We start from the raw sequence: 24,713 nt of genomic DNA on the forward strand, positions 1-24,713 counted from the left end.
ACATTCAAACAGCGGCTTGATTGTTATCATCCCCGGATGGATATAACTGGGTTAAATTGTTCATGAAATGGATCTTTTTAAAACTGTGTTATGAACGGAAATATTTTTTCACCTGAATATATGCTCTCTAATGCCATTGCTTTGTTGCTACTTGGCATAGCCTTCCTGCGGCCGTTTACGGCCAAAGTGATATTGTCTGTTATTTTTGTTGCCGCGGCTATTGTAAACGGCATTACGGCCATTTACCATCCGCAGGCATACCTGTACTATGCGGACGTGGCAGCCCTTCCGGTGTATGAACGTTTCATACTCGGGTATTTTAGCACGCATACTACCTTGATCGTTTTTTCCATTGCATTTTTGCAGTTAGCAGCTGGTGTTTTTATGACCAGGCGTGGTCTCACCGGTACGATGGCTCTCGCAGGTTCCGCCACTTTTCTGCTTGCCATTGCCCCACTGGGTGCCGGATCGGCTTTTCCCTGCTCTGTTCTTCTCGCCGTTTCGTGCATTGTCCTGATTTTTGCGAAGGAGCAGAACAAGCTATCACTGGTTTCGAAAATAAAGAACAGGCAGGCGTTTTCCGTTAAACACATTCGCCAGTACCATTAAAAAAAACTGCTATGAAAAAACGGTTCCAGGTTACCAAATCTGATGGTAAGTCAACTCCTTTCGACGAGGACAAACTTACCGCATCACTTACAAGGGTGGGGGCTTCCCCGGAAATAGCAGGTAATATACTGGCAGAACTTCGACATCATGTTTATGAGGGTATTCCTACCGGTAAGCTTTACAGCATTGCCTATAAAATGCTGCGTTATTACTCGCGCCCCACCGCTGCAAGGTATAAATTAAAACAGGCCCTCTTTGAGCTGGGGCCTTCAGGTTTTCCCTTCGAAAAATATGTAGCCGAATTGTTTAAGAGGGAGGGATATCATACGCTTGTAAACCAGGTACTGGAGGGGAATTGTGTAAAACATGAAATAGATATTGCCGGGGAAAGGAACGGAGAACAACTTTTTGTAGAATGTAAATATCATTCCCGGCAGGGCAACTTTTGTGATGTGAAAGTGCCGCTATATATCAAAGCCAGGTACGACGACCTGGTCGCTCATTTAAAAATGCCCGGTCAGGGTAAATTATTTAACGGTAGTGTATGCCTTGTTACTAATACACGTTTTAGTGAAGACGCGCTGCAATATGGATTGTGTGCTGGAATAACGTTGATCTCCTGGGATTTTCCGCAAGGGATGGGGTTAAAGGATAGGGTAGATGCGGGTGGTTTGTATCCTGTTACCTGCCTTTCTTCGCTGTCAAAACCTGCCAGGATCTGGCTGTTGGATAAGGGGGTTGTGTTATGTGAAACATTATTGCAACATCCCGAATACCTGGAGTTTCCCGGGATGACACCCGGCCGTATCGCGCTCGTGATGGAGGAATTACAGGCACTCTGTGTGAAAGCAGGGGAAAAGGAGTTGGTATGACATACGACTTTAACGCCGGCTAAGGCATATATAACCTGCGGCTAAAATTAAAGGGTTGGTTAATTGGAAGGATGCTCGTTTGCTGGTCCTGCCGGTAATACCAGTAGCGGCACGCTTGTTATATAACTCATCTGTTTGGTAATGCTTGGGTGAAAAACACGGCTGATCAGGCTTCTTTGGTACGTGATCATGACCAGTATGTCTATTTGCTGCCGGGTAATATGATGCTGAAGTGTTTCCCCGAAGTTTTCTCCATATAGATGTGTAGTTTCAATGGCTGATTCATGATAACGTTCTTTCAACATCCGTTCAAAGCTGGCCGCGTCATGAGAATGTTCTACCATTGTAAAAGCACTATCCCGCTGCTCGTCTGTGTATACGGCCACTTTTACATCCGCTATGTATAAGGCTGCCAGCTCGAAAAGAAAGTTTAAAAGCTTCGGTTCTTTTTCAAAATGATTAGTGGCCAGCAGGAAGCGCTGGGGCTTCTTCCATTCATATTCATAAGGAATAGCAAGCACAGGGATGCTACTGTTGCCTATTACGGCCGCCGTTTTGCTGCCAGTTATTTTTTTCAAAATGCCGTTGGCGCCGAAAGTACCCATTACAATGAGATCTGTTTGTTCTTCTTTGGCTTCCTGCATAATTGCATCGGTAATCCCGCCCGCGATCAGTTTCGTTTTTACGGCGATGCCTTCCGCTTCAAGGATGCTTAATCTTAGCAAGTCCAGTTTGTCCCGGAGGTCTTGTTTCAGCGCTGCTTTGTATTCCTTGTTAACGCCCATGTAGTCTGTATACATACTGTCTGCCTCATCAAAAACATGTATGATGGTAACATCAATAGGTAAAGTTTTGGCCGATTGAACAGCGAAGTTAACCGCGTTTGCTGCACTGGCGGAAAAGTCGGTTGGTACCAGTATCTTTTTCATTTGTAACTGTTTATATGTTGGTAACCGTGTGTAGGATCGAATGTAAAGTAAGGTGATCGCCGGTAAGTCAGCAATGGCTGCTATCAATACATCGGCTGACAGCCGTTGGCTTGTCTCTTGATTTTACAGCGTTTGAGTTGGCTATGACGGTACGCGAATTCTAGTCCTTGCTATATGGGGTATGCGGTGGGATCCTGCAACGAAAATGATAATTAGGTGTGGGGATGATTGGCATCAATGTGTTTTGTATAACGCTGACCTATCTTACTCTTACTATTTTAACTAATGATATGAAGGCGTTAATTGAAACAATATATTTGGATGAGCAGTGGAGCCGTTTAAAATCCAGCCTTACCAGTTACCTGAAAGGTGGGAAACAGGATGAGTTGCACATCTTCAGGGTACAGGTTAAGAAGATACGTGCATTTCTGATCCTGTCAGATAGCACAACATGTTCTGCACTTCAGCGACGGTTTAAACCGGCAAAGAAAATTTCCAGACATGCCGGCGATATCCGCAGTACTTTCCTGAACTTAAAGATGTGCCGCGACGAACATAACATCCATAAAAAATCAAGAAAACGTCTCCACAGGCAGATGAAAAAGGCCGTACGTGATTTTAAAGCGGCTGGAGTTGCTAACAAAATGCGCTTGAAAGAGATGTGGCGGCAGATCAGGAAACGTATCCGTCCGATAGAAAAGGCACCTGCCAGTCTTTTTTATAAGCAGCAGTTGCAGGTGGTGGCTGGTATGCTTGCCATGCACGGGTCTGAAAACGAACTGCATAATTGCCGGAAAATCTTGAAAGTATTGATATATAACTATGCCTGGGCGGCAGGTCTGTTGGATGTTACACTCAATGTGGAGTACCTATCAAAGGTAGAGGACGCTATTGGCAAGTGGCACGATCACATATCTGCATCACGGCAAATGGTAAAAAGTGGCAGGAAGGTTCAGTATGATGATACTTCGCTAAGGGATCAAATTACTGATATTAGCCGGCATTTTTACGCGAATGCCACTCTTGCAGGGAATAGTGAGGCGTGGGTAACTACAAGTCTACAATCCGATTTCATCTTGAATTAACTATTAACGTAGAAAATATTCTTTGCGTATTTCCTCCGGAGAATGGGCATATTAGGGCATTATAATTAATATTCATTTTCCATGAAATCTTCCCGTACCGTGTAACCTGCTCCCATACCATTGCGTTGTTTGCATATAGCGGCACCAATCTGGTAGCAGAGTTCGGGATCTACATGCTGGTCAGCATTAACCGGACGTAAGCCATCCCGGTGATCGTCCTGCTGGAATACGATTTCATGGCCATCGACCAGCGCCCATATTTTATGGTTTCCATTTATATGGTGGATGTTAACAAGGACTTCTTTGATCTTTCCTTTGTAAGGAATCTGGAGGTTGTATTGTTCGTTTTTCATGGCATTTATTTTTGCAGGAGTGATCAGATCGATATCAATAGTAAAGTTAAATCCGGTTGATATTTTGTACACTGACGGGCATCATTGGTGGGCCTGACTGTGAAATGCCACACAGCGGCACAAATGCGGTTGCATTAACCATGAATCCGCTGAACTGTGGGGACAGCGTGAGTTGTGTTGGGTCTCAGCGGATTCACAGAGATACTTTCAAGCGGCAGATTGTGCGGCTTTTCGAATTCTGGGGCAACAAGGTAAGCCATTCTATTTCAATACGAACGGTGGCAAAGCAGGTCACAGTGATTTATCCTGAGTTAGTGGACCTTTTCTTTTTAAAGAGCTGATCTACAAGGGTTGCTTCACCCCAATTATTCTTTTAATAATATACCCTCACATTAAATATATTTTTTATTATCTTATATCCCGATAACCCGATTTTTAACCCTGCCACAATTCTATCCACGTTTAATTAAACTGAATTGTTGCATACACAAACCACGTTATGAAAGTAAAAGCTTTAACGGGCCTTGGCGCCCTAGTGTTGCTATTGGCCACGGCCTGCCAAAAAGAACCACCCAGGAAAAGCGAGGAATCGCTGCAGTTTGATACCAAATTGAGTGCGGCCCCACCGCTTGGTACATTAATCGATGGTGCTACTTACCGCATCAGGGGAATAACCTCGGCCGCACCTGCCGGGCCTGTTGTAGAGGTTACAGGTAATTCAAGTGCCGAAGGTCAGAAAATTCAGCAATGGTTATGGTTTCCAAACAATGGTCAGAGGTGGAGACTGGTGAAAATTGATGCGACTTATTATAAGCTCGTAAATGTGACGAGTAACAAGTGCCTGGAGTCTCCATCTTTCACATCCGGCGATATTTTACAGCAGGGTACAGATGATGGTGGCGATAATCAGGCCTGGACTATCGCGTACTCGGGCAGTAATAACATGTTTTCGCTGACCAATAAGGCCACGGGTATGAAAATGGTGCTGGACCCGCAAAGTAATACACTCGGCGCTAAAATCAGGCAGAAGGATACGGTTACCGGCACTCAGCATTTATTTAATTTTCACAACCTGAATTTTCAGAACCCGCTGATCAATGCCAGCAGACCGGATCCTTTTGTTGCGCAAAAGGATGGCTACTATTATTTTATGTACACCCGGGGGAATAATATTGGCCTGAGAAAGACGACCTCTATGTCTTTGTTGTCGACAGCGCCCGAGTCTGTAGTGTGGACTCCGCCTGCAGGCACGGCTTATTCTTCCAATATTTGGGCGCCCGAACTGCATTTCCTGTCCGGCAAGTGGTATATCTATTTTGCAGCAAATGATGGTACCGGCGATTCGCACCGCATGTTTGTACTTGAAAACCCTAATGCGGATCCAATGACCGGCACCTGGACATTTAAAGGAAAGATTTTCGATTCCAGTGATCAGTGGGCAATCGATGGAAGTATACTCACGGTGGGGGGGAATAATTATTTCGTTTGGTCGGGCTGGGAGAGTACCGCCAGCAGGTACAAGCAGTATCTTTATCTGCCTACAATGTCGAATCCGTGGACGATCAATGGCCCAAGAATCAGGATTTCTTCGCCCACTAATACCTGGGAGAAACATGAGCCTAATTCGATCGGGGCGGGTGTGAATGAAGGTCCTGAGATGCTGCAAAAAGATGCCAGCAGTCCGGTTTTTATCATCTATTCAGCAAGCCGTTATACCAGCGACAACTATTGCCTCGCCCAGATAGAGTTAAGAAGTGGCGGAGATCCTACCGTGGCGGCGGATTGGATCAACAAGAAACAGGTTTTTGTTAGAAATGACGCCAACTCGGTTTATGGACCGGGGCACAATGGTTTCTTCACCAGTTCTTATACAGATCCTAACGGCGTGACGAAAAAGGAAAACTGGTTCGTTTATCACGCCCGCAGCGTGGCCGCTACTACTAACGGACAGCGGGCACCGAGAATGCAGAAACTCACCTGGAATACCGATGGTTCACCAAATTTCGGTGTTGCTACAGCAACCGGTGTGGATATGCCGATACCTGTAGGGGAGTGATGATGGGCCACTAGTGTTTCCGAATTCAAAAGCCGTTCAGATCGAATGATTTGAACGGCTTTTTATATCTACCAGGTTGGCGCATTTCTTCAATACTGTTTTTATAGTGCCCCGTATTTTTGCAGGATAAAACTTGAGTACACCGAACACCTGGTAATGCTTACCCGTGAAGATGTAAAACATTAATGCCCCGCATGTTCCTCACTGTTCTTTAATTTAGAGAGCAGGTCATAAGTGCCGCTGAGTACTATTTTACCGTCGTACTTTTTGTTTTCAGGAAGAGTAACCTGCACATATCCCGCATCGGCATTACCTGTGGTTATTTCTACCAATTCATAGTAATACATTTGATGCGTTGCTTCGTCACCTTCCGTATGCACATGTACAGCGCCGTCTTTGTGCTCATGTTCCGGAGCTTCGGTGGCTACGAAAATGTATTTCTTGCCGCTATAATCCACGATCGCACTTTCCGGCAAAGCAAGTGTCATGGTTTCGCCGGTTTCGATCAGTGCTTTCAGGTAAGTACCCGGCAAAAAATTAGCGCTGCTGGTCGCGATCGCGTGTACGGTAACCGTTTTGTCGGGCCTGATTTCGCGACCTACGAGTTCCACTTTGGCAATTTGCTCTTTGCTTTCGCCGGCCATGGTAAAACGCACGCGTTGCCCGGGTTTTACGCTAGCCGCATCTTTTTCAAATACGTTTAATTCTACGTGCAAGTCGGTGCCATCCACGATCTCAAACATCACGTCATTAGGGTTCACAAATTTTCCGCCATTCACATTCACTTTGGTTACATATCCATTTACCGCCGAATATATATTTACCTGGCTGCGGATATTGGAAGGCGTTAACTGCGACGCGTTGATGTTGATCAGCTGCAGGCGCTGACGGAGCGCGCTTTCACGTGCCTGTGCTACCTGGTATTGCGCTTTTGCCTGCTGTAATGTTTTTTGCGAGTTTACGTTTTGCGCCGATAGTGTTTGCTGACGCTCATATTCGGCGCTGGTGAGTTCCAGTTGACTCCTGCTTTCCAGGTAATCCTGTTGCAACTGCACGTAGTCCTGGTTTTCGAGTACGGCAATCACCTGGCCTTTTTTTACGGTGCTACCTTGCAGGAGCGGGGTCGATTTCACGATGCCGCCCATTTGGGTAGTGATACTCACCAGGTTTTGCGGCGGCACGTCAATGTAACCATTTACTTTCAGCAGGCCGCTGATGACCTTCATTTCCGCAGTACCGAGCTTTACGTCGATAGCCTGTTGCTGGGCGCTGCTTACTTCTACTATGTTTTCGTTCTCCTCATGACCTTCTTCCGCTGTTTCAGTGGCGGGCTTCTTATTGCCGCAGGCAACTATTAGGCTGGTGGTGCCCAGTGTTATAGTGATGATCAGTATATATTTAAGTTTTGTATTCATCTTGATGTAGTTTATAAACCAGCGAGGTATTTTATGCGGTAAACTGATTGATTGTATTCATTGATCGCCTGGAGGTAACCGAAACGCAGGTCGGAAGAGGTACGGAGACTTTGAAGGTACTCTACATAACCTATTTCTCCATTCTGAAAGGCTAACTGTGCCTGTTTCAATAGCAGTGCGGCATTTGGAAGCGCATCCTTTTCGTAATAGCTCATGCTGCGCGCATTTTTCAGTAACTCCTGGTATGCCTGGCTAAATGCTCCTTTTAAATTCACTTCAGAAAGATTCAACTGTGTGGCTGCTACCTGTTTGTCGATGGCCGCCGCTTTAATCCTGGCGGAATAAGGTTTGAAGAATAGTGGGATGGCAATACCTGCCTGCACGCCCTGAAAGCGTTTACCGCCACCATAATACACGTCCGTTCCGTTTACGTTTTGCGTGCCGATGAGCGACTGGTTAAAGTAACCAAGGGTAAAATCCGGGGCAGATAAGGAGCGCTCGAGGCGCACTGTTCTGTCGGCAATTTCTACCTGTTGTTTTTGCTGCGCGATCAGGGGATTCGCCTGCGTTGCGCTGTCGATCATATCGGGTAGATATATTTCTGGAAGGAAATTTTGTGCAGGCTGACTAACTTCCTCACTGGTATTCAGTAGCCGTTGCAGTTCTGCGGTATAAGCACGGATGTCGGCCTCGTTCTTCTCCATCTGGTTACGCATTTCGTTATACTGCGTTTGTGCGGTAGTCGATTCCAGGAGGTTAGATTCGCCTGTTTCGTAGCGCAGGGTGGCGGCCTTTTTGAAGCTGCCGAAAATCGAATCCTGCTGCTGGTAAAGCGTTTGTAGTGCGCGGAAGTAGGATAGTTGCCCATACGCGCTTCTCACCTGGTAGGTCAGTTCGTTTTTGTCAACTGCCAGGTTCTTTCTCGCGCCTTCAATACGGGCATCGGACAACAGGCCACGGTTGCGGAATACACCAGGATAGGGGATGCTCTGCGATATGTTGATGTTATTGTCGTTTTTTATGCTGTTAAACTGTCCGTACTGCAAACCGATATTCGTTTTTCCAATATCTCCGGCAGTACCTTTAAGTGTTTGTTCACGGGTGATTTGCAGGTTGGACGATTTGATGCCTGCATTGTTACGGATGGCCGTTTCTACGGCCTGCTCCATGGTGAGGCGCTGTGCTTTTACGCCGGTAGATAACAATAGTATGGCAGACAAAAGCAGCATGGTAGCCGGTACTTTAGGCACTTTGGGTTTCCAGTTTTCAAAGTAAGTGTACAGGACAGGCAGCACGATCAATGTAAGAATAGTGGAGGTTATAAGTCCTCCGATTACTACCGTCGCCAAAGGTTTCTGCACTTCCGCACCAGCTTCAGTGGAGAGTGCCATAGGCAAAAAACCGAGCGATGCCACGGTGGCGGTCATCAGTACCGGGCGTAAACGCATTTCGGTGCCTTTCAGTACAATTTCATCGAGCGTATACATACCTTGTTTTTTTAACCGGTTAAATTCGGTGATGAGTACAATGCCGTTCAATACCGCCACGCCGAAGAGCGCAATAAAGCCCACGCCGGCCGATATACTGAACGGCATGCCACGAAGCAGCAGCGCAAAGATGCCGCCGATCGCGGCCATCGGTATCGCGGTGAAGATCAGGAACGATTGTTTCACAGATCTAAAAGTGAAATACAACAATAGCAGGATGAGGGCCAGTGCCGCGGGTACGGCTACAGACAGCCTGGCTGTTGCGGCTTTCAGGTTTTCAAACTGGCCGCCGTAAGTCATGTAGTAACCTGCGGGTAGTTTGATCTTGTTTTCAATCTCATGCTGTATTTCGGTCACTACGCTTTGAATATCGCGGCCACGCACATTCAGGCCCACAATGATCCTTCGTTTGGTGTCTTCCCGCTGTATCTGGTTGGGACCCAGTTTAAACGATACATCGGCCAGTTGTTCCAGCGGCACCTGGATGCCGGTGGGAGAGGTGATATAGATGTTTTTTACATCCTCGATGCCCTGACGGTTTTGTTGTAAAAGGCGCACCACCATGTCGTAACGCTGTTCGCCTTCGTACACCAGTCCGGCCGACTGCCCGGCAAAAGCTGCATTCACGGCCTGGTTTACGGTTTCTACGCTCAGGCCATATTGAGCAATACGGTCGCGGTTAATATGTACCACGATTTGCGGTAACCCTTCTGCCTGTTCCAGGTACAGGTCTTTCGCGCCATCCACCTGCGATACAATAGCGCCGATCTTTTTAGATAAATCAGTCAGCACTTCAAGATCATCTCCAAAAATTTTTATACCGATGTCCTGCCGCACGCCGGAGATCAGTTCGTTGGAGCGTAGCTGTATCGGTTGGGAGAAACCGAAGCTAACGCCCGGCACCAGTTTCAACGCCTCGCTCATCTTTTCCGTAAGTTCCTCGCGGGAGGTCGCAGATACCCATTCGTCCTTGTCTTTAAGTACGATAGTGAGGTCGCAGGCTTCCATGGGCATTGGGTCCGTCGGGATTTCAGCCGCACCTATCTTGCCTACTACTTCTTTCACTTCCGGGAATTTCTTCACCAATATGGCGGAGGCCTGGTTTACTTTGTCAACGGTTTGCATTAATGAGCTGCCCGTGAGCAATCTTGTTTCCACAGCAAAATCGCCTTCTTCCAGGTTCGGTATAAACTCGCCGCCCATACGGGTGAAGATAAAGATGCTCACGATCAGCAGGCCTAACGCGGTAAAGGTGACCAGCAAACGCCTTTTCAATGCACCCTTAATGATCGGATAGTAGCGTTTATGGAAGAAGTCCATCATTTTATCGGAAAAATTCCGTTTATGCGTTGTGTTCTTGCTCAGGAACAGGGCCGACACCATTGGTACATAGGTCATAGACAGGATAAACGCGCCCAGGATGGCAAACGAAACGGTTTGCGCCATAGGGCGGAACATCTTGCCTTCTATGCCCACCAATGCCAGGATGGGCAGATAAACGATGAGTATGATGATTTCGCCGAAGGCGGCCGCCGAGCGGATCTTTACGGCGGAATCGTATACTTCTTCATCCATCTGCTGCTGTGTAAGTCTGCCCCCTTTGCGCAGGCCCAGGTGGTGCATGGTAGCCTCCACGATAATTACGGCTCCGTCTACGATGAGGCCGAAGTCGATGGCGCCCAGGCTCATTAGATTGCCGGTTACGCCAAAGAGGTTCATCATCGCAATAGCAAACAGCATGGCCAGCGGAATCACGGAGGCGACTATAAGGCCCGCCCGCAGGTTGCCCAAAAACAGTACTAGTACGAAAATAACGATCAGTGCCCCTTCAATGAGGTTTTTCGCAACGGTGCTAATGGCGCGGTCTACCAGGGCGCTGCGGTCGAGGAATGCTTCTACAACAACACCCTCCGGCAGGGATTTGCTGATGCGGTCTATTCTTGATTTTACTTCCTTCACCACTTTGTTGGCGTTTGCTCCTTTCAGCATCATCACAATACCGCCTACGGCTTCGCCGCTGCTTTGCCTCGTAGCACGTGTCAGCGCACCGTAACGGATCGAGTTGCCGATTTGTACGGTGGCTACATCACGAATAAGGATAGGCGCACCCGCTTCACTGTTTTTCACCACGATTTTATTGATATCATCGAGATTGCCCACCAGACCTTCAGTGCGGATAAAGTAGGCGGTAGGCTTTTTGTCAATGTAGGCGCCACCTGCGTTGCGGTTGTTATTTTCCAGCGCGTTAAATACTTCGCTGATGCTCAGGTTATAGCTGCGTAGTTTATCGGGGTCGAGGGCAATTTCATATTGTTTTAAGAGCCCACCGAAACTATTCACTTCCGCTACACCGGGTGTACCCAATAGTTGGCGGCGTACGATCCAGTCCTGTATGCTGCGCAACTCCCTTGCCCCGTATTTTTGCTCGTAGCCAGGCTTGGGATGTATTACATACTGGTAAATTTCACCCAACCCGGTAGAGATGGGCGAGATCTCCGGGTTGCCGAGGTTGGCGGGAATATTATTTTTGGCCTCCGCCAGTTTTTCGTTTACCTGTTGGCGCGCCCAGTATATGTCTACATTATCATGAAAAACGATGGTCACAACCGAAAGGCCAAACCGCGAAATAGAGCGAAGCTGCTCAATTTCAGGGATGGTAGACATTACCTGTTCCACCGGGAAGGAGATAAGGCGCTCTACCTCCTGTGCCGCCAGGGAAGGTGATGAAGTAATGATCTGCACCTGGTTGTTCGTGATGTCCGGTACTGCGTCGATCGGCAGTTTCTTTACGGCGTAAACTCCCCAGATGATCAGTGCGAGCGTAAACAGCCCGATGACCAGCTTGTTTTGTATCGAAAATTGAATGATTCTATTGAGCATGTTGCTTTTCCCGTAAATGTTTGATGGCAGGTAAGGCCGCGTACCCTAATACACAGGTGTGTTGTAAATAAGCCCTCCATCCATCATGGGACGGTAGGATGCTCTCAACAGCACACCGCTTTTCAGGTGGTAGTACGCCAACTTTCGGAATGACTTTTTAACAGGTCATTGCCATCGCATTTGATAAATAAATTGGAAATTTTGGCCGGAATAGGCCCATCAATCCTGTAACAGGATTAAGCAACAAACCGGGGAGGCTGCCAGATAGAAGCGGATACGCCTAACTTTTCAGATTGCGTGTAAACGGTGTATCGTTGTTTGTAAGTGGTCTGAATGAACGTAAAGTCAACCGCGTGTTGCAAAACAGTATGGGTGGCGCAGCAGCTGCACTCACAAAAAGGGCCGCATTGATCTATATCTTTATGCGTATCGTCATGCGAGTTGGCCAGGTGTTGTTCTATCTGCGTGCCATCAGCCGACAACGTAAAGCTGTCCGAGCAGGGTATTAACGCCTGCATCATGATAACGATGATAACCAAGATAGCACTTAATCGCATGTAGCAAATATAGACGTTTTTGCTTACGTGGAACATGATAAGGAAGTATTGACCGTTCGATATTAGGGTTAAATTCCCTGCCATGAGGGATTTAGGCGTATTAAAGAATGTTTGCATAATTGTTGCAATTTGCTTGTAGTAAGTGAAGGATGCCCCTGTCGCATTTACCCCTATCATTGTCGCAATACCACGCCGGATGATGTAAAAGCAGTGCCGATATTTGTATCGTAAACCACATATGATATGAACAAGCTTACTATTACCAGTTTTTTATTCGCAATGCCATTGGCCCTGTTAGTTTCCTGCCAGCCTCGTCCTAAAGAGGATCAGTCTGTTTTAGCTGTAAAGAATGAAACAGCAGATAGTGGGCATATAAAACCCGCAGAAACCGGTTATGCAGATGTCAACGGATTAAAGATGTACTACGAGGTATATGGCAGTGGCAAACCTATTGTGTTGTTGCATGGCTCTTATATGAATATTCCGCTGAACTGGTCGCATGTTATACCACAGTTGGCGAAAGACCGGAAGGTGATTGTAGCAGAAATGCAGGGGCATGGCCGTACAAAAGACATTCCGCGTGAAATGAGTTATGAGGGTATGGCAGATGATGTATCAGGATTACTCAAACACCTTAAAGTAGATAGTGCCGATGTGCTGGGATACAGTATGGGAGGCGGAGTAGCTTTCCAGGTAGCCGTTCGCCATCCTGAGCAGGTACGCAGACTGGTCGTGTTATCTGGCGTCTACGCCAACAATGGCTGGTGGCCCGAAGTAGAAGCCAGTTTTGCCACTATGACACCCGAGATGTTCAAAGGTTCACCTATACAGCAGCAATACGATAGCCTCGGTAACGACCCTGCTGGTTTCGATGACTATATAAGAAAGGTCATCAGGATAGATCTGAAACCTTATGACTGGAGCAAAGAAGTGAAGGCCATAAAAGCCCCGGTCCTGATGGCTATTGGCGATGCAGATGGTGTGCGATATGAGCATGCGCTGGAACTATTCCGCGCAAAAGGCGGTGGAAAGATGGGCGATTTACATGGATTGCCGCATTCGCGACTGGCTATTCTACCCGGTACTACGCATATCGGTATGATGCAGCGTATGGATGTGCTGATACCGATGATTATGGGTTTTTTGGATGCAGATTTAAATGCACCGCCGCCTACTTTTTAACATTGCCAGGCTACAAAATAAAGAGGCTGCTCAAGCGAGACAGCCTCTTTATTTTGTAGCTAAATTATTTACGCTTTGACCAATTCTTGCCCCTGTCTTTCCATCATGACTTCAGCCAATATTTCAAAAGACCGCAGCCTGAATTGATGATCGTATGCATTCGTTACCACCATTAGTTCATCCACCCCCGTTTCCGCTAAAAATCTGTCAAGATTTTCGGCAACCTGCTCCTTCGTTCCTACAAAACAGTAGCGTAACAGGTCGCGGAACATCGGCTCCTGCAGTACACGTTGCAGGTCCGGCGTAAGCTCGGCCGGTGGCTGAAGCGGTTCACTTTTACCGGTGAAAACACCCAGCATCATCTTTACCAGCGAAGTGAAGTTTTGTTGTGCTTCAGTTTCTGTATCGGCGGCAATCACATTCACGCCTGCAATGATGTACGGTTTATCGAGTACGGCGGAGGGTTGAAATTCTTTCCTGTAAGTAGCGATCGCCTGCAGGAACATGCCGGTCGCAAAATGGCTGGCAAAAGCATAGGGGAGGCCCATTTTTGCCGCCAGGTGCGCACTGTCGAGGCTTGAGCCGAGGATATAGAGCGGTACGTTGGTGCCTTCGGCCAAAACGGCCCGCACTTGCGATGAGGTGTTATCTGTAGAAAAATATTGCTGTATCTGTTCAATTTCACCGGGGAAATTGTATACCGCCTTCATCCTGTCGCTGCGGATAGCGTGTGCCGTTACCTGGTCTGTACCGGGCGCCCTGCCCAGCCCTAAATCTATCCTGTTCGGGAACAGTCTGCCTAACGTGCCGAATTGCTCGGATACGATCAGTGGCGAGTGGTTGGGCAGCATAATGCCGCCTGATCCTACCCTGATGCTTTGCGTATTACCGGCTACATGGCCGATTAGTACAGATGTAGCCACGCTGGCGATATGTACAAAATTATGATGTTCGGCCAGCCAGAAACGGCGGTAGCCCAGCTGTTCTGCCCTTTGCGCCAGCTCAACGCTATGCTGAAGCGTTTTTTCGATGCTTCCACCCTGTGGTATAGTTGCCAGTTCCAGGATGGACCAGGCAACTTGTTTTTTTGTAGTCTCCATTGTCAGGTTTTATAACTTCTCTTTTTCTAAGGATAATGCATTCATGCAATATCTTAATCCGCTTGGTGCAGGCCCATCCGGGAACACGTGGCCCAAATGCGCGTCGCAGGTGTTACAAACAGCTTCGATCCGCACCATGCCGTATGTTTCATCCTTATGATAGGCTACTGCATTTTCGGTTATCGGCTGTGTGAATGATGGCCAGCCTGTGCCGCTGTCAAATTTTTCGCTGGCATCAAAAAGTAAAGTGCCGCAACATACGCAGGCATATTTCCCAGGTGAGAATAATGAGCACATGTCAGAGCTGTGCGCACGCTCGGTGCCACTTAAGCGGGTAATCTTAAACTGGTCGGGCGTAAGCTGTTGCTTCCACTCTTCATTCGTTTTTACCACCTTTTTATCAGGTACCGGGTTACCTGTACTGGCAAACCCTACAACATCCGTCCATTTTAACATCATAAACTTCTTTTTTTGTGATAACTATGTATACTGATGTTTTGAAATGATTGTTTCAAAACGAGGTAATTTTTTTATTTGGATAACTGATGGATGAAATACTGTGCCATGTTCCTGATCTTATCCGCATCCTTATGAAGGATATAAGATTCGTACCAGCCTGTCAGCATGCTTATCAGGTAATCGGCCAGCAGCTCAGGGTTTTCGGTATCCGATATTTCCTTTTGACGGATGGCACTATTGATCAGCAGGCATAAGAAACGGTACGTGTTTTCACCATCCATTTTAAGTATTTCCTTGATCCTGATATCTTTATTGGCTACCTCAAACGCAGTTTTTACCGCCATACAACTGTTACGCTCGCTGGTGATCAGGCCAACCGCATCATTTATATATTGAGTCAATATTTGAAGAGGAGAGGCGTTGCTTTTTATACGCCGCTGAAGGTCTTTATTCCGGATATCGGTATAATGCCTGATGCACCTCACAAACAGCTCCTGTTTATCACCAATGGTATTGTAAAGGCTGCTGCTATTGATTTTCATAGCATCGGTCAGGTCGCGGAGCGATGTTCCGTTGTATCCCTTCTCCCAAAAAACCTCCATGGCGTATTGGATAGCCTGCTCTTCATTAAATGCTACGTTGCGCGCCATAATCTGTGCTTTGAAATGCAAATATACGAATTCTGAAACAAATGATTCAGAATGGTAAAAGTGGCGTAAATGAAGAAGCCGCCTCGGACCCGAAGCGGCTTCTCTTTTTCTAAAATTAAGATTACTGCTTAACGAGCTTCACTGTTTGCTGAACACCTCCCTGGTTCACTACCACCAGGTAAAGGCCGGCTTTATAATTCCTGCCAATTTCAATAGCAGTGCCGGTCGGTATCACCTTTTTAGCTTCTACCAGGTTCCCCGTCAGGTCGTACACGTTGATGAGCAGACTTCCGTTGTTCGGATTTGCTTTCACAACCACGTTGGTATGGGTGGCGGTGGGGTTAGGTGCAAGGGTTACGCTCATCTGGCTATCATCGCTGTCGGCCATGGTTTGTTCAGGGGCAGATGAAAGGCCGGGCAGTACTAAGGTGAAGCCACTGTTGACGCTTACATTTCCGCCGCTCAGTACCTGCTCTGCATTAATGATGGTGTACCAGTTGCTCGCAAACCATAAACTACCGTATTTATTCCTTACGGAAATGGCAATGGCATCATTGCTGCCGGAAGCACCGCGATCACTCATTTCAACGAACATCGTGGCGGTTTCATCTACCAACACTGGTACTAGTGGATTGGTGATGTCCGTTACCACAGCCTTGCCGGTGAATAAGGCCTTGGCAGGTATCAAACCCAACGCTGGAGTGGCGGTTAACAGGGTGGGGACATTCCCTTTCACCTGGTAAACGCGTATGCCATTCGCTTCGGTGCGACGAATGATCGTATTAAAGCTGCCTTCCAGTTTCTTTGTGTTTTTGTTATACCGCACATGGAAGCCGAAGTTGTTTTTGCTGCCCGCGTCACCGGCTTTTGTGCCTGCGGAACGGCTCAGTTGAACAAAACCTCCGCCACTTACAAAGTCGCTGACCGATCTGGCTACGGTAACGATGGTGTTTTCTTCTGAAGCATTGCGCTGGTAAGCACCACCTGCCACAACGCCTATCGTGAATTCCCTGGCATTATTAGCACCCAGCTCAACGTTCCAGTTGTAAGTAGCGGTCCCTATCCTGGGGTCGCCTGCATTTACCAGTGTTACCGGAACGGTGGCGATGGCAGTATTGGTAGCCCGGTCGATAAACGTAACGGTGGCATTCCTGATATCACCGGCAAATGGATCGGCAGCATTTGCTTCGGCGGTAATATCGCGGATGGTCGCGGTTAATGTTACGGTGGAGGCGGAACCAGTACCGGTGCCTGCAAACGTGCTGCCGGAATAATACATCCTGGCATCTTCCGGAAGAATGGTGAACGATGTGCTGTCCGCAGCCGCCAGGAACAATGGGTCGCCGTCGAACACGGGCGATAGGGTGTAGGTGGCGGGCGACTGGGAAACAATCAGGGTAGCAGTTGCTTTTCCACTGGCATCGGTCGTAGCATTCACGGTTTGGTTGCCCAAATCGAAATGGATTGTTTTGCCTGCGAGTACTGTGCCTGTTTCCTGGTCGGTGAGTATTGCCGCTAACGCCTGCTGATCGGAGTATTGTTCGGTACTGTCGCCGCTGTAGGTGATGGTAACGGCACGTTTCTTCACCGTTACCAGTGCTTTGGCAATTGCCGCATTACCCGTAGCGTCTGTTACGGTAAGTGTAACTGTATCTGTTCCAACGTCCGCCGTGGTGAAATGAGCAGGGGAAACTTCCAGGGTAACTTGCCCGCTGTTATCTGATGAACTGTCATTTACCTGTGCTGCACTGATGGATGCGGTGCCATCAAGTCTCAGTGTTACTTCCACATCTTTGGCCCGCGCTATGGGTGCTTCCAGGTCTTTGATGGCGCCGGACTGGCCCACCACGAAGCTGCCAAATGTCGTATGACCTGCGGCAGTGGCGTAGTACGGACTTGCGTAAGTGCCCGCGCCTGAAATAGTGGCGGGTGTTTCTATCCAGCTGTGGTTGCTGTAGCGGCCTTGTACAAGCGCGCCGGATGTTGTAAGATTAGCAGCCTGACTTACAGGCAGCCAGCCAAAACCGGCGGTAAGATTTGTTACGCCTGCGGTTGTTGGTAAGATGTTGTATTGTCTTTTCACGATCCTTGTAGTATCTGTAACGGGCAGGTCTGCACTGGGCTTAACGCCTACACCAATTACATCTGCAGTACCTGCATTCGTTAATCTCACCGGACTGTAAACGTTACCAGCCCCAATGTGATAAGTAACCGCACTGGTGGCGACCCTCGTTTTCAACTGGCCATCGCCTTCGATGTTGAAGTATACGCCGGGTGTAAAGTTGTTGTTGGTCACCACCAGGTTGGTGGCGGTATTGCTAGAGCCGATCGTCCTTGCTCCAGCATCTGCAATACCATCTTTCCCGATATTGAGTGCTACCGTACCTGCAGATGGTGTGGTGGCAGAGGTGATAAAACGAATGGCGTTGCCCATCAGCCATCGGCCGTTGATATTAATAGTAGTGGTGCTGCCTAATGTGGCATGACCCACTATACAGGAAGTGCCTGTTGACCGCATATCGAGCGTGCCGTTGATATTGAATGTATAGTTGCCAAATTCGCCAATGGTGTTGGTGGTAGGACTGCTGCCCGCCTGCAGGTAACCGGAACTGCCCATCGTTACTGTTTTTTCTTCATTGATCGTGATCGTGATGTTATCATCGTTCTGGGAGTCGGTGGTCCATGGCAGGGTAGTAGAAGTAGAGTAGTGAGCGCGCATGTAGCTGGCCAGGTTAAGGTTAGCATCTATCACCACTTCTACTGTTTTGGCCTGGCCGTTTACAGTGAAGGTGTTCAGGTAGAATGTATTGGTGCCGGTGATAAAGATCTTGCCATTCGCTCGGTAACCTTCAAAGTTCACCCTGTTGGCCGACGTGGCGCTTGATCCCACGGTGCCAAAGTTGTTCACGCTGCTGATCACCCGAAGATTTCTGGCAGCAGCCGTGCCACTTCCTCCATCGCTGGTGCCGGAAATAAGCGCGCCGCCATTTTCTACCACAAGGTTGTTTACGGCTGTGGTAGCGTTCAAGGCCACGGTATGTCCTGTTTTGATAGTTACGGTGGATACGGAGCCTGATGGGGGCACGGTGGTGCTGTTCCAGTTGTTGCCGTCAAATACTTCCCAGAGCGATGTAGCAACGGATGAAGTTCCCCAGTTGCCGCTGGCGGATGAACGATAGTCGCCCGCTACTGTTTTAGGGATGTTGGCCGTCTGGAAATTCCATACGGTCCCGGTGGTGGTGCCGTTAATGTTCTTCGCATCGATGCGCCAGAAGTATTGTGTATTGGGCTCCAGGCCGGCAGGTATAAAGGTGGCGGAGGATGCTGGTACATCGCCCAGTTTTACCAGGTTGCCTGTGTCTGTACCAAGGTATACTTCATAAGTATCCGCATAATTGCCATTCCAGCTCATAGAAAATGCCTGGTTGTTCAGCATGATATTGCTGGTGCCATTCAGTGGGGAAGGTGTGGTAGTTGCGGAGGGGAGTGTGCCCGCTGCTGGCGTAGTAACCGAAGCGACGGTGTTATAGACCGACTCGCTTAGGGCGCTATGTGCTTTAATCCTGTAGTAGTAGGTGGTACCCGCCTGCAGGCCACCGTCGTTAAACGCGGTAACATTAGCGGCAGGATGGGCGATGTCCACGAAAGTCTCGTTGTCAATACTCCTTTCCAGGATGAAATAATCTTCGTTGTCGGAGTTGTCTGTCCAGTTGCAGTTGATAGTACTTGCAACGCCTGCAGGCGCTACGGGTGCATTTAAACTAAGGGCGGATGGCGCCTCTACGAAGTTCGGACTTTGCACGGCCACTTCGCCCGTACCAGGTTTAAATACCCAAAGTAAATCAGGCCCCGGTGTAGCGGGAATAAATTGCGTAATGTTACCCTGCACCGCTCCGGCGGTATTGAATATTTTAAATTTATCGCCGGAAGCAGGTGTGCCGGTAAAGTTGATTTTAACCGTGCCGCCATACACCGCGTCTTTCGCGACGCTTATCACATCCCAGGTGTTGTTTGTTTTGTTGATGTCGATGCTCGTGATAGCGGTAGTTTCAAGCGTAAGGTTGTCTTTCAGCGTAAAGGTGCTGATAGAGCTATCGCCGGGTTCAAGTGTGCCTGCAACCGCTACTGCTGCTGCAATAGCGCCCTTGCCTGCTAATATCCCTTCTGCCTGCACCGTTACGTTCGCAATACCGGAATTGGTGCCGTTTACGATCAGTTTTCCTTCTTCCACGGTTGTAGTGCCGGCGTAAGAGTTGTTACCGTTCAGTCGCCATAACCCGGCGCCTGTTTTAACGATCGTAGTGGTGCCGCTGCCTTCAGAGGCATATCCATAAAGATGATTGTTGATAATGCCGTTAAAGGTTTCGTCGGTGCCGGCACCTCCTACAATATAAGTCGTAACGCCATTACCGAAGCTCGGAGATTTGGTGCCGCCACAGGAGAGGAATGTACCCGAATTGCCCGACAATCCTCCTATAGAAAATACGTTCTCATTGCTGTAGGCAGCAATTTTTGTATTACCGGTAGTCACAATACGGTTGTTCGGGAACCCGGCACTGTTGTCGATAGCCAGCAAGCTATAAGTATCTTCTGTGTTAATGCCATGGGCTACAAGCGTGCCGGAAAAATCGCTCCAGTCGCCCTGGATGATTTCACGCAAGTATGGAATGGTATAGTGAAGGGTACCACCGCCGTGTACCGTCATGGATAAATTAGCGAGGCGATAAGGCTCAAAGCCATTGACGGTGCTATCATCTACATATAATTGAAGCGGGTAGTTTTCGTAGATCGTGGTACTGCCATTCGCGGTGCGGTAGGTGCCGTTGTGAAGGCGGAGTATGTTCGCGGTGCCTATCCCCCTGTTGTTGTCGATAATGTTTCCTTCCTGGGTAGCGCTGCTCACAGGGTTTACTTCTAGTATGCCACCGGTGATAATCGTTTCCCCGGCATATGGGTTGGCATTTTTAAGAATCAGCTTACCAGCACCGGCTTTTATCAGGCCTCCATCGCCGGAGAGTACGCCATTAAATGTAACGGTAGCAGCACTGTTGCTGATATTGAACTCGCTGCTGTTATCGAGTACGGCATTTCTGTCGGTGCTTGTTGTGGCGCCAGTATATAACCAGCTTCCACCTTTCCATACCCAGTTAAATCCATAGTTGGCAGATGCGCCTATTGAACTGGGAGCGCCGCCGTTCGCGAGCGTGTTAAGTTCGATAGTGCCGCTATGTAATACGGTGGCACCTGTGTAGGTGTTCCTGGTAAGTAAAGAAAGTGCACCGCTGCCCGACTTGTTAACCGACTTCGTGCCGGTTATGTAACCCGCTCCGGAGAAGCTGTAGTTGGCGGCACTGTTGATCAACATATCCCCGGCGGCCATCGGTGCGGTGATGTTGATGGTGTTGCCCGCGCCATTAAAGGCAACGCTGCTGCTGTCTGTAAACGGGAGCGGCGTATTTGCGCTGTCACGCCAGTTTTGGGTAGTAAGGTCCCAGTCCTGACTGATGGCGCCTGTCCAGGTTAAGGCAGCTGCAAATGTGTTGGGATTTAATACCGGTACTTCAACCGGTTTTGCCTTTGCTATAAATTCATTGGAGTATCCGGATGTTCCACCTGCATTAAATGCCTTCACCCTGAATGTGTCCGATTCCTCCGGTTGCAGGCCGGTTATAGCAAAGTAGTTTTCATCGATGCCGGTAGCGCCGGTTTGCTGCCAGGTTCCATCCACCATTCTTTCCACCACATATCCCTGTTCTTTTTCCGTATAGTCGAGCCAGGAAATATAAACGGTGTTTTGGGTGGCGGAATCCTGTTTCAATTTCATAGGCGCCCGCAGGTAAGGTTGCGAGTTGTCGCCGGTAATGCTGTTAATATAACGTTCAATATTCGTGTAGCCCGAGCTGTTGATAACCATGGCATCATCCGCAGATGGATTGGTGTCATTCAAGTTTTCCCATTCATCTGGCATGCCGTCGTTATCGGTATCAATGCGGGTGTTGCCGCTCCACAAATTCCAGGTTGTAGGCGCGCCAAACGGAAGAGTGTTTTCATTCGCGATCAGTTCTCCTTTTTTACCGAAAGATGTTACTTCATTAATCACGTAATAATCTGCATAGTCACGGTAAGGCAAACTTGCGCCCACGGCCGGCAATACGGTATTGATCAACTCATTGGCAGGTGTCGTTGGCAGACTGGGATAAGGATAAGGGCTGGCCTGGAAATCGGGAGGGCCTACATATTCGCCCGGTGGAATTACATAAGGATTGAATACACCGTCGCGGTTGTTGTCAGAAATATTGCCCGAAGCATAAATATGATAATTCAGGTTACCCAGGTTGAAAGGAGCTACGCCCTTTGATGGCCCCTGTATAAAACAGTTGTTGATGGCATTGGCGTAGGAGTGCCCTTCCGACTCTCCGCCCATAATATAAGCCCCGTCTTTCCAATTATAAATAATGTTGTTCACGTATTGGTTAATGCCTTTTATTTTGTTGTTACGCGTGCTGTTGTCTACATATAAATTCCGGTACAGCGTAACACTATCTACCTGCATTAACCCGCCGGCAGAGTGGGTGAGCAGTCCCTGCGAGATAATACTGTTCTGGATCGTAATGTTTTTGGCGGTAGCCGCGTTGATGGAAAAGTTTTCATCCCTGCCCCATGATACAGAGCAATGATCGAAAATGATATTCTGCCCATCTGCCAAACCATTGGCGTCTTTACCGGCGTCGCCTACAATGCCCATACGTATGCGCATGTACCGGCAAATGGTATTGTCGGCCCCGGAAAAGCTCCAGCCGTTTCCATATACCGTAATCCCTTCGCCCGGCGCAGTTTGCCCGGCAATATAGATGTTGCGTGATACCACGATGCGCGAAGTGATCCTGATCACGCCCGCCACATCAAACACAACGATCCTGTCAGGCGCGCTTACTGCATCACGCAGAGAGCCTGCGCCCGCATTGTTCAGGTTTGTTACATGATAAACAGTACCGTTACGCCCGCCGGTGGCGTATCTGCCAAAACCTTCCGCACCGGGGAAAGCCAGTGTTTGCGCATGAATGGGGATGTCGGACAAGGTAGAAAATATCAGGATGAATAAAGACAGGTATGCCCGTCTGAAAGTGTAGCGTTTTTTCATGGAATTACAATAATAACGTGATGAATTTTCAATCGTGGATTCAGGCTTGCTGGCCATTTTTGGGCAATACTATTCCTGCTCCTGCCTCAAGGTTGTATGAGGCAGAAATACGTGTATGACGAATTTTAGATTTATAGTTTAATTTAGAACGACGGTGGGGAATCTCTGTCCTGTACTATCCTGAAATAGCAACGCATTATCGATTAAGCAGGATGATATTGGTTTTTATTGGGTGGGGATAGATGTTTTCCAGGGCGTTTAAAGAAAAACAGCCGCACAAAATACTTGTACAGCTGTCATTTATCGTCATCTACTTTTTATACTGCTCATCCGTTACCTGCTCCATCCAATCCACTACTTTGCCATTCAAATTCTCCTGAATGGCAATGTGCGTCATCCCGTTAGTGGGAGTGGCGCCGTGCCAGTGTTTTTCATCTGGCTCAAACCAGATGACATCGCCGGGATAAATGTTTTCAATGGGGCCACCTTCACGCTGTACCCAGCCACAGCCGGCGGTAACGATCAATGTTTGACCGAGCGGATGTGTGTGCCAGGCCGTTCTGGCGCCAGGCTCAAAGGTTACACTGGCGGATGCGGCGCGCCTGGCGTCGTTGGGGTCAAAGAGCGGATCGATCCTGACCGCCCCGGTAAACCAATCCTCCGGGCCTTTGCCGGAAGGTTTGGTGCCGACTCTTGTAATTTGCATGATGAATGTTGTTTGTTATAAGATTAAATGTACTGTTATTATGTGTTAAATGGTGGATGCGTCAATCACATACCGATATCTTGCTTCTTTGTTTAAAACTTTAGTCCAGGCTTCATTTACGGCCGCTGCTTTAATTACCTGGATTTGCGGAAGCACTTTATTGTCGGCACAGTAGTGCACTACCTCCTGTGTTTCGGGTATACCGCCTATCAGTGACGCGTTGAAATTAACCCGTGTATTAGCCAGTCCGATATTGCTCAGCATTAACTCGAAGCCAACAGGCATGCCTACCTGGGTATAAAAGCCGCCGGGTTTTACTACTGAAGAATAGGCCGCAACGTCATATTGTACAGGTATGGTGGAAATCATATAGTTCAGCATTTTTTTGTAGAGCTGAAGTTTGGCGGGGTTATCGACTATGATCACTTCTTTTGCACCAAATGCGAGGATATCCTTTACCTTATCGGGAGATGTGGTAAACGCGTACACTTCTGCACCCTTTGATACGGCAAGTTTCACCGCCAGGTGACCCAGTCCGCCGATGCCTGCAACCCCAACCTTATCGCCAATCTTAAAATCTGCTTTCATCAACGGGGAGTAAGTGGTAATGCCGGCGCAAAGCAGTGGGGCGGCTTCCTGCAGACTGATGTGCGCGGGGATATGTACGGCAAAATGGTCTCTTACAACGATATTGGTAGCGTATCCACCCTGGCTGATGCCCGAAGGCGAGGTGGCATCGGGCGCACCGTAGGTGAAGAGCGTTTTGCCGTTGTCGCAATAGTGTTCTTCGCCGTGTTTGCAACTGTCACATTCCATGCAACTGTCTACCATACAACCAACACCGGCCCTGTCGCCCACTTTAAATTTTGTTACATTCCTGCCTACTGCCGCCACAATTCCTGCGATCTCATGTCCCGGCACCTGTGGATACTGCTGTTTGCCCCAGTCCCCTTTCATTTGATGAATGTCGGAATGGCATATAGAAGCGTATTTAATATCGATAAGAATATCGTTATCCCCGATCGGGCGGCGATCAAATTCCCACAGACTGAGTTTACCGGAAGCATCTTTTGCCGCGTAACCTTTCGATTTTATGTTGTTGCTCATTGTTGTCAAGCTATTTCTTTGTGAGAAAATGGATAAGGGGCTGGCGAGCATCAGGCCGGTGCCGGCGAGAGAAGCCTGCTGAATGAATTTTCTTCTGGATGTATTGGATTGTTTCATGGTCATTA

16 protein-coding genes are annotated in these 24,713 nt (G+C 48.2%); 5 read left to right on the plus strand and 11 right to left on the minus strand.

Going from position 1 to position 24,713, the window contains the following annotated elements:
* The first annotated feature begins 90 nt into the window (after nt 1-90).
* The gene (locus QZT80_RS17885; RefSeq protein WP_295125091.1) at nt 91-609 is read left to right on the plus strand and encodes a hypothetical protein; all 519 of its coding nucleotides are present in this window, start codon (nt 91-93) and stop codon (nt 607-609) included.
* An 11-nt stretch (nt 610-620) separates the two neighbouring features.
* Nucleotides 621-1,481, plus strand: a complete 861-nt coding sequence (locus QZT80_RS17890) for an ATP cone domain-containing protein (RefSeq protein ID WP_295125093.1) — start codon at nt 621-623, stop codon at nt 1,479-1,481.
* A 59-nt stretch (nt 1,482-1,540) separates the two neighbouring features.
* Here QZT80_RS17890 and QZT80_RS17895 read toward each other — a convergent pair whose 3' ends face one another.
* A complete protein-coding gene (locus QZT80_RS17895; RefSeq protein ID WP_295125096.1) occupies nt 1,541-2,410 on the minus strand; it encodes a universal stress protein in 870 nt (289 codons plus the stop codon).
* Between the two features lie 224 nt (nt 2,411-2,634).
* Here QZT80_RS17895 and QZT80_RS17900 point away from each other — a divergent pair, with 224 nt between their 5' ends.
* Nucleotides 2,635-3,495 carry a CHAD domain-containing protein gene (locus QZT80_RS17900; protein ID WP_295125098.1) on the plus strand — a complete coding sequence of 287 codons (861 nt, stop codon included), beginning with the start codon at nt 2,635-2,637 and terminating at the stop codon, nt 3,493-3,495.
* A gap of 65 nt (nt 3,496-3,560) precedes the next feature.
* Here QZT80_RS17900 and QZT80_RS17905 read toward each other — a convergent pair whose 3' ends face one another.
* Nucleotides 3,561-3,848: a hypothetical protein gene (locus QZT80_RS17905; protein WP_295125101.1), complete on the minus strand. Its 288-nt coding sequence runs from the start codon at nt 3,846-3,848 to the stop codon at nt 3,561-3,563.
* A gap of 499 nt (nt 3,849-4,347) precedes the next feature.
* On the opposite strand from QZT80_RS17905, the gene QZT80_RS17910 reads away from it, so the two are divergent.
* Nucleotides 4,348-5,904 (plus strand): family 43 glycosylhydrolase, encoded by a 1,557-nt coding sequence (locus QZT80_RS17910; protein WP_295125104.1) that lies wholly within the window; start codon nt 4,348-4,350, stop codon nt 5,902-5,904.
* A gap of 182 nt (nt 5,905-6,086) precedes the next feature.
* Here the strand turns inward: QZT80_RS17910 and QZT80_RS17915 are convergent, their stop codons facing one another.
* The 3 genes from QZT80_RS17915 to QZT80_RS17925 all read right to left on the minus strand — a co-directional run bounded on the left by QZT80_RS17915 (nt 6,087) and on the right by QZT80_RS17925 (nt 12,243).
* The gene (locus QZT80_RS17915) at nt 6,087-7,319 is read right to left on the minus strand and encodes an efflux RND transporter periplasmic adaptor subunit (protein ID WP_295125107.1); all 1,233 of its coding nucleotides are present in this window, start codon (nt 7,317-7,319) and stop codon (nt 6,087-6,089) included.
* Between the two features lie 11 nt (nt 7,320-7,330).
* Nucleotides 7,331-11,686, minus strand: a complete 4,356-nt coding sequence (locus QZT80_RS17920) for a CusA/CzcA family heavy metal efflux RND transporter (protein ID WP_295125110.1) — start codon at nt 11,684-11,686, stop codon at nt 7,331-7,333.
* A 236-nt stretch (nt 11,687-11,922) separates the two neighbouring features.
* The gene (locus QZT80_RS17925; RefSeq protein WP_295125113.1) at nt 11,923-12,243 is read right to left on the minus strand and encodes a DUF6660 family protein; all 321 of its coding nucleotides are present in this window, start codon (nt 12,241-12,243) and stop codon (nt 11,923-11,925) included.
* A gap of 243 nt (nt 12,244-12,486) precedes the next feature.
* On the opposite strand from QZT80_RS17925, the gene QZT80_RS17930 reads away from it, so the two are divergent.
* Nucleotides 12,487-13,425, plus strand: coding sequence for an alpha/beta hydrolase (locus QZT80_RS17930; protein ID WP_295125116.1), 939 nt, complete (start codon nt 12,487-12,489; stop codon nt 13,423-13,425).
* A 68-nt stretch (nt 13,426-13,493) separates the two neighbouring features.
* Here QZT80_RS17930 and QZT80_RS17935 read toward each other — a convergent pair whose 3' ends face one another.
* From QZT80_RS17935 to QZT80_RS17960, 6 genes are all read right to left on the minus strand, one after another.
* On the minus strand, nt 13,494-14,525 hold the full coding sequence (locus tag QZT80_RS17935; protein WP_295125119.1) for an LLM class flavin-dependent oxidoreductase: 1,032 nt from the start codon (nt 14,523-14,525) through the stop codon (nt 13,494-13,496).
* A gap of 9 nt (nt 14,526-14,534) precedes the next feature.
* Nucleotides 14,535-14,984 carry a peptide-methionine (R)-S-oxide reductase MsrB gene (gene msrB, locus QZT80_RS17940; RefSeq protein ID WP_295125122.1) on the minus strand — a complete coding sequence of 150 codons (450 nt, stop codon included), beginning with the start codon at nt 14,982-14,984 and terminating at the stop codon, nt 14,535-14,537.
* 71 nt (nt 14,985-15,055) lie between these two features.
* The gene (locus QZT80_RS17945) at nt 15,056-15,634 is read right to left on the minus strand and encodes a TetR/AcrR family transcriptional regulator (RefSeq protein ID WP_295125124.1); all 579 of its coding nucleotides are present in this window, start codon (nt 15,632-15,634) and stop codon (nt 15,056-15,058) included.
* A 121-nt stretch (nt 15,635-15,755) separates the two neighbouring features.
* Nucleotides 15,756-22,775 (minus strand): autotransporter-associated beta strand repeat-containing protein, encoded by a 7,020-nt coding sequence (locus QZT80_RS17950; RefSeq protein ID WP_295125127.1) that lies wholly within the window; start codon nt 22,773-22,775, stop codon nt 15,756-15,758.
* A gap of 310 nt (nt 22,776-23,085) precedes the next feature.
* A complete protein-coding gene (locus QZT80_RS17955; protein ID WP_295125130.1) occupies nt 23,086-23,481 on the minus strand; it encodes a cupin domain-containing protein in 396 nt (131 codons plus the stop codon).
* Between the two features lie 45 nt (nt 23,482-23,526).
* Nucleotides 23,527-24,705: an NAD(P)-dependent alcohol dehydrogenase gene (locus QZT80_RS17960; RefSeq protein ID WP_295125134.1), complete on the minus strand. Its 1,179-nt coding sequence runs from the start codon at nt 24,703-24,705 to the stop codon at nt 23,527-23,529.
* Nucleotides 24,706-24,713: the final 8 nt, after the last annotated feature.

Source organism: uncultured Chitinophaga sp. (genome assembly GCF_902168175.1).
Lineage (GTDB): Bacteria > Bacteroidota > Bacteroidia > Chitinophagales > Chitinophagaceae > Chitinophaga.